At 61.7% G+C, this 13,041-nt stretch carries 16 protein-coding genes; 7 read left to right on the top strand and 9 right to left on the bottom strand.

Going from position 1 to position 13,041, the window contains the following annotated elements; translation table 11 throughout:
- Positions 1-46 precede the first annotated feature (46 nt).
- From ACN9MY_RS08295 to ACN9MY_RS08275, 5 genes are read right to left on the bottom strand one after another with little or no spacing between them, the layout of a single operon-like run.
- Positions 47-991 (bottom strand): sensor domain-containing diguanylate cyclase, encoded by a 945-nt coding sequence (locus tag ACN9MY_RS08295; RefSeq protein ID WP_426321618.1) that lies wholly within the window; start codon positions 989-991, stop codon positions 47-49.
- Between the two features lie 3 nt (positions 992-994).
- Positions 995-1,429 carry a DUF4440 domain-containing protein gene (locus tag ACN9MY_RS08290; protein WP_426169525.1) on the bottom strand — a complete coding sequence of 145 codons (435 nt, stop codon included), beginning with the start codon at positions 1,427-1,429 and terminating at the stop codon, positions 995-997.
- 30 nt (positions 1,430-1,459) lie between these two features.
- Positions 1,460-2,515, bottom strand: coding sequence for a hypothetical protein (locus ACN9MY_RS08285; protein ID WP_426337124.1), 1,056 nt, complete (start codon positions 2,513-2,515; stop codon positions 1,460-1,462).
- A 13-nt stretch (positions 2,516-2,528) separates the two neighbouring features.
- Complete coding sequence (locus ACN9MY_RS08280; RefSeq protein ID WP_426337123.1) at positions 2,529-2,900, bottom strand: VOC family protein; 372 nt, start codon at positions 2,898-2,900, stop codon at positions 2,529-2,531.
- A 45-nt stretch (positions 2,901-2,945) separates the two neighbouring features.
- Positions 2,946-3,548 (bottom strand): hypothetical protein, encoded by a 603-nt coding sequence (locus tag ACN9MY_RS08275; RefSeq protein ID WP_426337122.1) that lies wholly within the window; start codon positions 3,546-3,548, stop codon positions 2,946-2,948.
- Positions 3,549-3,645: 97 nt separating this feature from the next.
- Between ACN9MY_RS08275 and ACN9MY_RS08270 the strand changes: the two genes are divergently transcribed.
- The 7 genes from ACN9MY_RS08270 (at position 3,646) to ACN9MY_RS08240 (ending at position 7,504) form a co-directional block, all read left to right on the top strand.
- Complete coding sequence (locus tag ACN9MY_RS08270; RefSeq protein ID WP_426337121.1) at positions 3,646-4,197, top strand: GNAT family N-acetyltransferase; 552 nt, start codon at positions 3,646-3,648, stop codon at positions 4,195-4,197.
- 113 nt (positions 4,198-4,310) lie between these two features.
- The gene (locus tag ACN9MY_RS08265; protein ID WP_130315301.1) at positions 4,311-4,553 is read left to right on the top strand and encodes a hypothetical protein; all 243 of its coding nucleotides are present in this window, start codon (positions 4,311-4,313) and stop codon (positions 4,551-4,553) included.
- A complete protein-coding gene (locus ACN9MY_RS08260) occupies positions 4,546-5,442 on the top strand; it encodes a sensor histidine kinase (RefSeq protein WP_426169508.1) in 897 nt (298 codons plus the stop codon). The genes ACN9MY_RS08265 and ACN9MY_RS08260 overlap by 8 nt, the downstream gene beginning before the upstream one ends.
- Positions 5,443-5,444: 2 nt before the next feature.
- Positions 5,445-6,221, top strand: coding sequence for a LytR/AlgR family response regulator transcription factor (locus ACN9MY_RS08255; protein WP_426337120.1), 777 nt, complete (start codon positions 5,445-5,447; stop codon positions 6,219-6,221).
- A gap of 78 nt (positions 6,222-6,299) precedes the next feature.
- Positions 6,300-6,725 (top strand): VOC family protein, encoded by a 426-nt coding sequence (locus tag ACN9MY_RS08250; protein ID WP_426169504.1) that lies wholly within the window; start codon positions 6,300-6,302, stop codon positions 6,723-6,725.
- Positions 6,725-7,123 carry a VOC family protein gene (locus ACN9MY_RS08245; RefSeq protein ID WP_426337119.1) on the top strand — a complete coding sequence of 133 codons (399 nt, stop codon included), beginning with the start codon at positions 6,725-6,727 and terminating at the stop codon, positions 7,121-7,123. Before ACN9MY_RS08250 ends, ACN9MY_RS08245 begins: the two co-directional genes overlap by 1 nt.
- Positions 7,124-7,504, top strand: a complete 381-nt coding sequence (locus tag ACN9MY_RS08240) for a YybH family protein (RefSeq protein WP_426337118.1) — start codon at positions 7,124-7,126, stop codon at positions 7,502-7,504.
- On the opposite strand, the gene ACN9MY_RS08235 is transcribed toward ACN9MY_RS08240, so the two are convergent.
- The 4 genes from ACN9MY_RS08235 to ACN9MY_RS08220 all read right to left on the bottom strand — a co-directional run bounded on the left by ACN9MY_RS08235 (position 7,497) and on the right by ACN9MY_RS08220 (position 13,039).
- Entirely contained in the window at positions 7,497-8,711 is a 1,215-nt protein-coding gene (locus ACN9MY_RS08235; protein ID WP_426337117.1) for a nucleoside deaminase, read from the bottom strand. The two genes, ACN9MY_RS08240 and ACN9MY_RS08235, sit on opposite strands and share 8 nt — an antisense overlap.
- A 6-nt stretch (positions 8,712-8,717) precedes the next feature.
- The gene (locus ACN9MY_RS08230) at positions 8,718-9,122 is read right to left on the bottom strand and encodes a cytidine deaminase (RefSeq protein ID WP_426169494.1); all 405 of its coding nucleotides are present in this window, start codon (positions 9,120-9,122) and stop codon (positions 8,718-8,720) included.
- A gap of 78 nt (positions 9,123-9,200) precedes the next feature.
- On the bottom strand, positions 9,201-10,523 hold the full coding sequence (gene deoA / locus ACN9MY_RS08225) for a thymidine phosphorylase (RefSeq protein WP_426337116.1): 1,323 nt from the start codon (positions 10,521-10,523) through the stop codon (positions 9,201-9,203).
- Positions 10,524-10,651: 128 nt separating this feature from the next.
- A complete protein-coding gene (locus tag ACN9MY_RS08220; RefSeq protein WP_426169489.1) occupies positions 10,652-13,039 on the bottom strand; it encodes an aldehyde dehydrogenase family protein in 2,388 nt (795 codons plus the stop codon).
- Positions 13,040-13,041 lie beyond the last annotated feature (2 nt).

Here is a 13,041-nt window from a genome sequence, read left to right as displayed (position 1 = left end):
CGGAGGTGATGCGTTTCATCTTGCCCCACCCTGCTGGCAAACAGGGTCAATCTTGTTCGCGCGCAACGGCCAGCAACTCTGAAATCGCCCTGCCGTCCTCCGGATACAGCGCGCCGCCAAAGCGCAACGCCAATTCGACCTTCTCGCCAGCCGGCAGCAACAACGGAGCCGCAGTAGCCGCCTGCTTGAAGCGCAGCACCTGGCTCTGGACAATGGTGCGCCGCGCCGCCACGCTCAGGATCACGCCAAATTCATCGACTCCCAGTCGTGCCAGCACATCTCCCTCACGGCATTGCTTGCCGAGCCGCCGGGATATTTCCACCATCACGTCGCGATGCTGCGGGCGCACGCGAACCACCATCACACCCACGTGGCCGCTGCGCGCAATCGCGTCATCGACGCGCACGCGCAGCTGTTCGTAGAAGGAAGAACGGTTGGGCAATCCCGTTGCAGGATCCTGCGTCACTTTGCGCTGCAATACCTGCGCACCTTCCTGCGAAGCGTGGAACATCAATGCTGCGGTCATGTCGGCAATCGCCTGGCCAATCGGCACTTCGTCTTCATCGAACGGACGCGGTTCACGCCACGCCAACTTCAGCACGCCACCAGCCTGGGCGCCAAACAACAGCGGCAGGATTGCCATCGAGCGCAGGCCCACGCGACGGCATGCTTCGCGGTTCACACGGTCATCGATTTCGGAGTCGGTGCAAGTGGCGGCCTGGCGCGAGGTCAGCACAAGTCCCGACAGGCTGCCTTTGATCTGCATGCGCAAGCCTAGCTGGGCTTCAGCCAGTCCGTGTGCCGCGCGGTACACCACCTCGCTGCCTTCCACCAGTTCGATCACGGCGCCGTCCGCGCCGGTCAGCTGCATGGCCTTTGCCGCGGCGAGATCCATCACCGCGCCAAAGGCCGGTCCAAGGCGCGCCAGTTCAAGCTGGGCATCTACGATTGCGACGAGCTTCGATGGGGGAAGATCCAGCCGGTCGCTCATCGCCTACTCCTGAACTGGTGTGATCTGCACGCTGGCCACGCGCCACTTTCCTTCCTTGCGCACGTAGACGTCAACATAACGGTAATGGCTGCCGAACGGCTTGCCGTCATAGCTTCCGGTCATGCGCGTGCGGCCGCTCACCAGCGCCACGTCGCCGTAGAAGCGGATATCCATGTCTTCGACGCCGTAGGGATTGATCACCAGTTTAGGCGACGTGATCGCATCGAGGAAGGCCGCCTTGCCGGCCACATCGCCGCGCGCACTGATCTGGCGGAAGTCTTCCGCCATGTTGTCAGCGATGGCTGCGCGGTCCTTGCGGATAATGGCCTTGTCCCAGGCGTCGGCCTGTCGTGCAAGTTCTTCGGATGGCGACACGGCGAAAGCGCTCACTGTGCCAAGCGCCAGCGCAGCGGCAATCATGGTTACGCGAATCTTCATGAGATACCCTATCGAATGTTGTCTTTGCCGTTAAATCGGAAACCGGACCCGGAACACCCTTGGATATTCCGCAGGATAAGGGGCCGCGATCCGGATTGCATGGTCTATGTTGCTGACGGTACGGCCCTCCTGGCTTCCCACAAGTTCAAGCTTGCTGATGTCGCCGTCCTGGTCCAGGCTGACTTCATATTCAACAGGTCCATCAACCCTGATCGGCTCGACATTCTTCGTGATCCACTGCATTTCCATTACGGTCAGCTGGCGCAGCGGCTCCTCTTTGCGCAAGAGCCGGAAGTCTGTTGCGCCGAGGTAGATCCAGAAGACCAGCCAGGCAAGCCCAAACCAGCGCACACGTTCAAGTGACCTCGACTCAGTTTTGGCTACCCGGTGTGTTTCTTGCGCTTTTACCTGCTTGATCAAGTGCGACATATGCTCGCGCCAAACCTCAACCTTGCGCGGTGCACAGGTCAGATACATCAAGTCCGGATACTTGGTAAATACGATTTCCGCAACCAGGATATCGCGCGCCAGGTCTGCAAGAGACGGAACCCCGGTCTCGCGCAAGCGATTAATGACGTGCGTATGCTGCTCGCGTGTTTCCTCCGGCTGCATGCGCAGGAACTTCAGGTCCGAGAGGGCTCCAGCCAGCGCGTCAAAATCATCCATGTAGGAAGGAAGCTGGCGGCCGTCCCAATAGAATATTTCACAGGCGGCCGGGAAGAGATATTCATGTCCTGGCCGCCACCCGGATTCCAGCAGTCGTGCCACGACAGCTTCGAATGCTTCGGAGTCCTCCAGATTCAATGGACGCAATGATTGCAAAATTTGCCGAGCCTGCTCCAGCGACTTAAGATCGTTCAGTTGCGCCAGCGCTCTCTCATGTGGCATTTCGTGCTGATCTGGCTCAGGAAGCTCGGTTGCGCCACTCTCGGCCCAACGCAATGCCGCCTCGTAGGCCTCGCGTAAAGCCTGGAACGCTGCTGGTTCTGCTTCCTGGTCTATGAGTTTCAGTTCTCGAGCATAGGCCCGGCGAATCGTTCGCGAATTCGCAGATGCATCAAGGCTGAGACGGTCGAGGAATTTCAAGGTAATGCAACGATCAAATATGTTGGTCAATCAGGATCGGATTGCCATCGGGGTCGATGGCGATGATATAGGCCGGGCCGGTGCTCGATTCATCGGTGCGGACAGCCAGCGCAATGCCGTTTTCCTCAAGCTGGCGTTGCAGCTGGCGCACGTCGGTGTAGCCCGGCACGAGCTGGGCGTTGCTGTCCCAGCCGGGATTGAAGGTCAGCGTATTTTTCTCGATCATGCCCTGGAACAGGCCGATGACCTGTTCACCGTTCTTCATGATCAGCCAGTTCTGCTCGATGTTGCCGCCAAAGTCCTGGAAGCCGAACTTCGCGTAGAACTCGCGCGAGGCATGGATGTCCCGGACGTTCAGGCTAAGGGAAAATACGCCGAGTTGCATGCCGAATTCCTCCGCTCGCTTGGACCATGCCAATCTAACATCGGCTCACATTGCCAGCAAGGCCTCCGGCACGTTGGCGCCCGCTTGCTTGGCCGCTTGCGCCACAGCGCGGATTTCCTTTTTCAGGCTGGCCGTGCTGGAAGACAGGCTGCGCAGCATGAAGAAGGTCGGGGTATCGGTCTTGGTCACCTGGCGCATGGTGTTCATCGCGGCCTTTGCTTCCGGCAGGTCCTTCATCAACTGCTCATACTGTGCCACCGCCTGGGCCAGCGAAGCCAGCCCTTGCTCGAGCTGGGCGACCGGCGCCGTGCCGCCTGCAGCCAGTGCCTTGGTGGACGCCGTTACGCCGCGCAACTGGGTCTCCAGGGTTTCTTCAACCGCACGGCGTGTCATTGATTCGGACAGCTGGCCGGCACGTTCGCCCATTGCGGCGGCCTCCTGCGACTGGCCGAGGGCAGCCAGCAGTTGCTGGTTGCCGGTCAAGGTCATCCGGCTGGCATCGATAAAGCGCACCATCATTTCCTTGGTTGGATCGTTAGCGCGCTCCATGCCGTTGAACGCAGCACCGCCATTCCCGTTCGACATTTGAGCTTGCGCCAGTGGGGCAGCCAGGGATAAAACGAAAGCACCGGCTAACAAAATACGCATGAACTACTCCATTAGTGAAAGGTGATAACAAAAAGTTAAAATCAATTTTACTGTTCCTCCTTGTTAAAATGCAAAAATTTCCTAGAGTCAGCATTCCATGCCAGCATTCGCCCCATTCACCCTGAACGCCCAGCGCCTGCAATTGCGCTTCCTGACCGCTGCCGACGTGCCGGCCCTTTATCGGATGTATTCCGATAGCGAGGCCATGCGCTACTGGAGCAGCGCGCCCTGGGACAGCATGCAGCAAGCCGAAACCTATTTCGCCGCGGCGCAAGCAGGCTATGAAAGCGGCGACCTGCTGCGCATGGGCGTGGAGGTCGGCGGCGAACTGGCAGGCATCATCAACCTGTACAGCTTCAGCCGCCAGAACCGCCGCGGCGACATCGGCTACATGCTGGACCGCGCATTCTGGGGCAAGGGCTATATGCAGGAAGCCATGGCCACCTTGATCGACTACGCCTTCCGGGTGCTGAGCCTGCACCGCATCGAAGCCGACATCGATCCGCGCAACACCGCCTCCGCCAAGCTGCTGAAGAGCTTGCATTTTGTGCATGAGGGCCATATGCGCGAACGCTGGATCATCAATGGCGAGATCTGCGATACGGACTTTTTCGGCCTGCTGCGTTCCGATTGGCTGGCGGCACGCTAGCCGTTCGTCGCGCGCCAGAGCAAATCATCCGCCCCGCAGCGCAGTCTGTCGGATGCCGCTCCACTGTTGCCAGGCGCAGCGGTACAGTTGCATCATCGAAACGCAAGGAGGAAATGATGAAAACGATTAACAAAAGCGCCAAGGAAACCGTGAAAGAAGTGTGGCAAGCCTTTGTCGGCATCGGCCGCCACTTCGTCCGCACGCTGGACCACATGTCCTGGCCTGCCATCGTCGGCATGTGCATCGTGATCGCGCTGTTCCTGACCATCCTGCCGCTGGCCATCACGCTGTTCATCGGCGTGCTGATCGCCAAGCTGGCCATCAACGCCTTTGGAGACAAGAAACAACATGGGTAACCGGACCCGCAGCGTGCTCTCCTTTGTCGGGGAGATTGGCGACACAGCCAGCAGCCTGTGGTGGGACTTCTTCGACTGGCTGGCGCAAGTGCCCTTGCGCCAGCTGGTGGTAACGTGGATGCTCGCCTTCCTGCTGGGACTGACGCCCGTGCTGCATCCGAAACAGGTAGCTTTCTTCATTGTCGGCTCGGCCGGGCTGAAGATCCTGGCCGGCGGCAAGCGCAAGGCGGAAATCGAAGCGCGCAAGGCGGCGGCGCAAGCCGGCACCGAAAGCCTGGAACGCCGCCTGGTGGAAGCCCAGATGTCGGCCCTGCAGGCGCAAGTCGAACCGCACTTCCTGTTCAATACCCTGGCCCTGATCGGCCAGTTGATCGAGACCGACCCGCCGGAAGCGGCCAAGATCCACACCCACCTGATCGAATACCTGCGCGCCACCCTGCCCCAGATGCGTTCACGCGGCAACGGTACGCTGGGCCGCCAGATCCAGATGGCGCGCTCTTATCTGGCCATCATGCAGGCCCGCATGAAGTCGCGCCTGTCCGTCTCGATCGACGTGCCGCAGGAGCTTGAAAGCGCCACCTTCCCGCCGATGATGCTGCAGATCCTGATCGAGAATTCGATCAAGCACGGCCTCGAGCCGAAAGTGGAAGGCGGCCGCATCGACATCCGTGCCAGCGTCAACGGCAGCGTGCTGCAAGTCGACGTGCAGGACGACGGTGTCGGTTTCAATGCCTACGCCGGCGATGGCGTCGGCCTGACCAATGTACGTGAACGCCTGAAGCTGATGTACGGCACCCGCGCACAGTTGCTGATTGAGCAGCCGATGGATGGCGGCTGCCGTGCCACGATCTGCATCCCCTTTGCACCAGACATTTTTGCCAAACCATGAGCATGCAGCCAAAAGCCACCGCCATCATCGCAGACGATGAAGAACCAATGCGCGACATGCTGCGCAAGCGCCTGCACGAAGCCTGGCCCGAACTGGAGATCGTGGCCGAAGCGGCCAATGGCATCGAAGCCATCGCGCTGGCCGGCCAGTACCAGCCGGACATCGTCTTCCTCGACATCCGCATGCCGGGCCTGACCGGCATCGAGGCGGCGCGCATGCTGTTCAATCGTTGCCACATCGTCTTCATCACTGCCTACGATCAATATGCAATCGAGGCCTTCGAACAGGGCGCGCTGGACTACCTGCTCAAGCCCGTCAACCTGGAGCGTCTGAAAACAGCTTGCGAACGCCTGCAAGCGCGCCTCGGCAAAGCGCCCAACAATATCGAACGCCAACTGAGCCAGCTCTTGCAGCAGACTGGCCGCAGCCCGGCCGGCAGCGCGACACAACCCGAGTACCTGCACTGGATCCAGGCCCAGGTTGGCAACAGCCTGCGCATGATCTCGACCAAGGAAGTGTTGTTCTTTCGCGCCGACGAAAAATATACGCGCGTGCAAACAGCACAGGGCGAATTCCTGATCCGCAAGACCCTGAAGGAACTGGAAGATGAACTGGACCCGAATGAATTCTGGCGCATCCACCGCTCTACCCTCGTGCGTGTGGATGCGATTGCCGAGGTGACGCGCGACTTGCGCGGCCGGCAGATGGTCCGCGTGCGCAACTCCAGCGAAGAACTCGAAGTCAGCCGCGGCAACACCCATTTATTCCAGCAAATGTAGGTCGCCCGCGCTCGCTTGCCCCCTGTACGGTGCTAGTCTATATTGTCCTGACTAAGCTGCGTTTTCAGGGAGAGAACGATGACGATTCCAAAGGCCACGCGCGCGACCATCATGCCTTGCCTGCGTTACCGCGACGCGCCCGCCGCTATCGATTGGTTGTGTAAAACCTTGGGTTTCAAGGCCGCGCTTGTGGTCCCCAACGAAGACGGCACCATCGCCCACGCCCAGCTTTCCTATGGCAACGGCATGATCATGCTAAGCTCCATCTTTGACACCGAGTACGGCCGTTTGCTGAAACAGCCCGCCCAGATCGGATCAGCTGTCACCCAAACCGCCTACCTGGTCGTCAACGACGCCGACGAGGTGCACGCGCGCTGCGTGCAAGCCGGGGCGCCAATCGAGATGCCCTTGCAGGACGAAGATTACGGCGGCCGTGGATTTACCTGTCGAGATCCTGAAGGGCATGTGTGGAGCATAGGCACTTATGACCCTTGGGAGCACTGATGGGACGCACTGTTCACTTTGAAATCCAGGCCAGCGAACCGCAAGCCCTGATCGATTTTTATGGCAAGATGTTCGACTGGAGCTTTTCCAAATGGGAAGGCGGCGAATACTGGCTGGTCGGCACCGGCGAAGTCGGCGCGCCCGGCATTAACGGCGGCTTGCTGCCGCGCCGGGGCCCGCGGCCGGAAGAAGGTGCTGCTGTCAATGCCTTCGTCTGCACTGTCGACGTGGAAGACCTCGACCAATCCCTTGCGCTGCTAAAAGAACTCAAAGGCACGGTTGCCGTGCCGCGCATGCCGGTGCCCGGTGTCGGCTGGCTGGCCTACGCCAAGGACCCAGACGGCAACATCTTCGGCATGATGCAGAACGATGCCAGCGCATCTTTCGAGGGAGCCTGAATGAGCGACGAACAGGCAATCCGCGACCTGGTCGCGGAATGGACCCGTGCCACCCTCGCCGCCGAAGTCGACCGCATCCTGCCGCTGATGACGGAGGACGTCGAATTCTACGTGCCCGGCCAGCCCATCATGCGCGGCCGTGCCGCCTTTGAGAAAGGCGTGCGTGCCGTGCTGGCATCGCATCGCGTCGAATCGCACGCCGACGTGCAGCAGGTGGAAGTCAGCGGCAACCTGGCCTGGTGCACGACGCATCTGCGCGTGGCGATTACGCCACTGGCTGGTGGCGAGGCCATGCGCAAGGAAGGCAATGTGTTATCGGTGTACCGCAAGAACGCTGCCGGCCAGTGGCAGCTGGCGCGCGACGCGAATATGCTCAGTTGATGGCAGCCACCAGGGCGGCGTCTGCCACCTGCGTCGGGCGGATCTTGATCAGGCTACGGTAGAGCGGAGGCAGGTGGCTGCACAATTCGTGCAGCGCCTGTTCCGGCATCGCAGGGCGCACGTACTGGAACTGGGCCGGGTTGTTGTGCGGCAGCGCGCCTTCCATCGTCGACCCGTAAGCGCCCAGGGCCATGAAGCTCAACGCACTCTCATCCGGCCCGACTGCAAACACGAAAGTGCCGTCTTTCGGGTGGCCCAGGTAGTGCCGAACTTCGGCTTGCGTCGCCGCGTCGGCGCCTTCCATCAGCTTGTAGCGCAGCTGCGCGTAAGCCCGCGTGCACTCCATGAAAGCGGTGCGAATGGCTGACGCCTGTTGGCGGCCGTGGCAGCAAAGCAAGAGATTGCCGAAGGAATCCAGCAGCGCTACAGCTTCGCCCTTGCCGCCCTGCGCCTTGTCGCGCGCCATGGCCTGCTGCAGGTATGGCGCAAGGCCGGCATCCGGCGTCCGCGGCACGCAGCGGTAAGTCAGGGCATCGGGGAACGCGCGCTTCAGGGCACGCACGATGAAATGGTCTTCCGGCAGTGTGGCCGGATCTTTCAGCTCCGCTTGCGGCGGATCGATGTTGAACAAATCCATCACATTGGCCGAGGTCGCCTCGAACACCAGCGAGCATAAGGCTTGCGTCGGTTCGGCGATGGTTTTGCCGATGAAGAAAGGTTTCGGCGTAGCCCCTGCCCCGCGCCGTGCATACGACGAGGTGCCCAGCACGGCCGGATAGGCGAAAGTCCGCTCGGCCTGCGGGCGCAAAGCAACCGGCAGCGAGGGATAGAAGGCGGAACCGTTGTAGTTGATGCCGGCCTTGCTGTCAGGCGCTGCGACGACGACATTGAAACCGGCCGCCAGGATGGCGCCCGTGCACATGCAGCACGGGTCGAGCGAAGTCACGATGGTGATTTCTTCGGGCGGCGGCAGCTCGTGGCCTTTGGCACGTTCGGCGAAGTACCAGTCGATCAGCTGGCGCTCACTGTGCGCGGTCGGGTCGTAGATCAGGCCATGCTTGATGACGTTGTTATGCAGCGCCTTGAGCACAGTACCGCTGGCGTCGAGCATCACGCCGCCCACGCCAAAGGTGCCCTGGGTCTTTGCCGCAATAGCTTCGGATGCCGCGATGGCGACCGCTGTCTGGACGTCGATGGCCTTCTTCACGCTTGCTTACTTCTTCAAGTCCCAGCCGCCAAAGGCTTCCGGAAGCAGCTCGGCGGCAGTGGTTTCGCGGACGTCGCCTTTCAGGTTGGCCAGCACGACCGGCAACTGATTGCCGCCCAGTTCGAGCGTAACCTGGCGGCAGGCGCCGCATGGAGCGATCGGATTGTCCGTTTCGCCGACGACTGCCAGCTTGTCGAAATCGCCCGGCTGGTAGCCTTGCGCGACTGCGCTGAAGAAGGCAGTACGCTCGGCGCAGTTGCACAGGCCGTAGCTGGCGTTTTCCACGTTGCAGCCGTGGAAGATCTTGCCGTCTTTCGTCAGCAGCGCTGCGCCGACCTTGAAGTTGGAGTACGGCGTGTAGGCTTTCAGGCGTGCTGCCTTGGCCTCTTCGATCAGTGTTTCGTTGTTCATTTATTCTCCAAACCGGTAAACCGGTGTCTGACCCGCAGGGTCAGACACCAGGCACGCGTCCGGCACTGCTTTTCCGGTTTAAGGGCGGATCGTGCGATAAACGATCGGATTCGCCGCCGGCGCCGCATCCGCAATCGTGTATGCCGCCTGCACTTCACGCACCGCCTGTTCAGCAGCAGCTTGCGTGCGCGCGTGCACCATGGCCATAGGCTGGCCCACTTGCAGCGGCTGCCCCAGTTCGGCCAGGTCGGTCAGCCCCACGGCAAAGTCGATCGCATCGGTCGGACGGCGACGGCCGCCACCCAGGGACACCACCGCCAGCCCGATATCGCGGCAAACGGTCGAAGCAGCGTAACCCGCACGCGGCGCCGGCACCGGCACCACGATTGGCGCCTTTTCCAGGTGCTTGTCCATGTTCTCCACCAGGTCGGCCGGGCCGCCCAGCGCCTTGACCATGCGCGAGAAGCGCTCGGCCGCTTCGCCGGAATCCAGCGCATGCTGCAACCTGGCGCGGGCATCGGCTTCGTTGGCGGCCAGCTTGCCCAGCACCAGCATCTCTGCGCACAGCGACATCGTGACCTCATGCAGTCGCGCCGGACGGAATTTGCCGGTCAGGTAGTCGATTGCGCCGCGTACTTCCAGCGCATTGCCGGCCCATGGAGACAGCGATTCATTCATATCGGTCAGCAAGGCCGAGGTCAGCGTGCCCGCGCCATTGCCCACCTTGACGATGGATTCGGCCAATTCGACCGACTTCTCGTAGGAAGGCATGAAGGCGCCGGAGCCGACTTTCACGTCCATCGCCAGCACGTCCAGGCCTGCCGCCAGCTTCTTCGACAGGATTGAGCCAGTGATCATCGCCACCGATTCCACGGTCGCGGTGACGTCGCGGATCGAATAGAAACGCTTGTCCGACGGCGCCAGCGACGAGGTCTGGCCGATGATGGCCACGCCGACGTCCTTCACCACTTCGCGGAACTTGTCGTTGGTCGGGACGGTGGAGTAGCCAGGGATGGAATCGAACTTGTCCAGCGTGCCGCCGGTGTGGCCCAGGCCGCGGCCCGAGATCATTGGAACGAAGCCGCCGCAGGCCGCGATCATCGGGCCGAGCATCAGGGACACGACGTCGCCAACGCCGCCGGTGGAATGCTTGTCCATCACCGGACCTGGCAGGTTCAGGGATTTCCAGTCCAGCACTTCGCCGGAATCGCGCATGGCCAGGGTGAACGCCACGCGCTCGTCCATGGTCATGTCGTTGAAGAAGACGGCCATCGCCAGCGCGGCGATCTGGCCTTCGCTGACGCTGTTGTCGGTGATGCCTTTGACGAAGAATTGGATTTCTTCCTTGCTCAGCACACCGCCGTCGCGTTTTTTACGGATGATTTCCTGGGGGAGGAACATTTTTTTTATCTCTTTCTTTTTACTTCCAAACCGGTAACCCGGTGTCCGACCCGCAGGGTCAGACACCAGGCCAGCGGCTGCCGCGTATCGGTGTCAGACCCTATGGGTCTGACACCGGTTTACCGGTTTTAAACGCCGTAAGGAATCCAGATGTTTTTCACTTGCGAAGCATGCGCCAACACCACGCGCCCGCCAGCCTGCGCGGTCGAGAACCAGTCACGGCCCTTCGCGCCGCCAGTCCAGGTACGCTTCAGCGAACCTGCCGAAAGCTTCTCCACTTCCGCGCAACCAGCAGCAGACCCGTCGTGACGCCAGACAGCATCCACGTCCGCGTGCGACGCCAGCGTGCGCGCCAGTTCATCCGCCGAACCGGTCACGATATTCACCACGCCGCCCGGCAGGTCCGAAGTATCGAACACTTGGTACAAATCGGTCGCCGACAGCGGATACGCCTCGGACGGCACAGCCACCACACGGTTGCCAACAGCGATAGCCGGAGCCACCAGCGAAATAAAGCCCAGCAGCGGATTCTCGTTCGGGCACACGATGCCGATCACGCCGATCGCTTCGTTCAGCGCCACGGTGATGCCGTGCATAGGCGGCTGGTGTGCCAGGCCGTCGTACTTGTCGGCCCAGGCAGCCCAGTAGAACAGGCGCTCGATGGAAGCCTGCACTTCCTTCTCGGCGTTCTTGGTGCCGGTCTGCGCAGCGATACGCTCTGCGAATTCAGCGCCACGAGCAGCCAGGTTTTCAGCGATGTAGTACAGCACTTGCGCGCGGTTATGCGCAGTAGCCTTGGTCCAGCCGGTTGCCTTGTGCGCCGCTTCAACGGCGTTGCGGATATCCTTGCGGTTACCCTCGCCCACTTCGCCCAGGAACTTGCCGTCGGCGCCGTGGATGGCGCGCGAGTAGGCGCCGTCAGGGCGGGCCTGCTTGCCGCCGATGTACAGCTTGGCGGTGCGATCCACAGCAAATGGATCGGCCGATGGCGTGAACTCGGTTTCAGGCTTGGCAGGCTTCTTGAACGAAGGCGCGGCCGGACGTGCATCTTCCGACACAGGCACCAGGTATTCGAACATGCCTTCGCGGCCGCCTTCACGGCCGTAGCCGGATTCCTTGTAGCCGCCGAAGCCGCACGCAGCGTCGAACTGGTTGGCGGTGTTGATCCACACCACGCCGGCCTTGATCTGCGGCGCCATGTCCAGCGCCAGCGAGATGTTCTCGGTCCACACGCAGGAAGCCAGGCCATACACGGTGTTGTTGGCCAGTTGCACAGCTTCGGCTGGAGTACGGAAGCTCATCGCCACCAGCACCGGGCCAAAGATTTCAGCTTGCGCCACGGCGGCGGAAGTGGAAGCGCCGGTGATCAGGGTTGGCGGGAACCACGAGCCGGTGGCAGGCAGTTCGCAGCCGGCCGGCTGGTACACCTCGCAGCCTTCGGCACGGGCGGAATCCACCAGGCCGGCGATGCGCTGACGCTGGATCGGGTCGACCAGGGCGCCGATGTCCATCGACTTGTCCAGCGGGGAACCCAGGCGCAGGTTGTCCATGCGCGCTTTCAGTTTTTTCAGGAAGCGGTCCTGCACGGATTCCTGCACCAGCAGGCGGGAACCAGCGCAGCAGACCTGGCCCTGGTTGAACCAGATCGAATCGACCAGGCCTTCCACCGCAGCGTCCAGGTCGGCGTCTTCGAAGACGATGAACGGCGACTTGCCGCCCAGCTCCAGGGACAGCTTCTTGCCGGTGCCGGCGGTGGCTTCGCGGATGAGGCGCCCAACTTCGGTGGAGCCGGTGAAGGCCAGCTTGTCGATGCCCTGGTGGCCGACGATGGCTTCGCCGGTGCGGCCGTCGCCGGTCACGATGTTCACGACACCGGCAGGCACGCCAGCTTGCTGGCAGATGTCCGCGAACAGCATCGCGGTCAGCGGCGTGAATTCAGCCGGCTTGAAGACGATGGTGTTGCCGGCGGCCAGCGCAGGAGCGATTTTCCATGCCAGCATCAGCAGCGGGAAGTTCCAAGGCACGATCTGGCCGACCACGCCTACGGCGCGATGGCCCGGGAATTCTTCGTCCAGCAATTGCGCCCAGCCGGCGTGGTAGTAGAAGTGACGGGCCACCAGCGGTAGGTCGGCGTCGCGCGTTTCGCGGATGGTCTTACCGTTGTCCAGGGTTTCCAGCACGGCGAACAGGCGCGCATGCTTTTGCATCAGGCGTGCGATCGCGTACATGACCTTGGCGCGGCCATGGCCGCCCAGTGCCTGCCAGCCCGGCAGCGCCTTGCGTGCTGCAGTAACTGCACGTGCTACGTCGACCGCGGTAGCCTGGGTCAGTTCAGCCAGTTGCGAGCCATCGGCCGGGTTGTAGCAAGCGAAGGTTTCGCCCGGCTCGGTCCACTGGTTGTCGATAAACAGGCCGAACTTGCGGGAGCGCTGCTCCAGCCACGCTTGCGCTTCTTTCTGGCTTTCTGGTGCAGGGCCGTAGTCCATGGTGTTGAGGATCTCGTTAATAGTTGGCATGG

Source organism: Pseudoduganella sp. R-31 (assembly GCF_049913235.1).
GTDB lineage: Bacteria > Pseudomonadota > Gammaproteobacteria > Burkholderiales > Burkholderiaceae_D > Rugamonas.
Note: the sequence above shows the minus strand (reverse complement) of the source record. Positions and strands in the feature narration are given on the sequence as shown.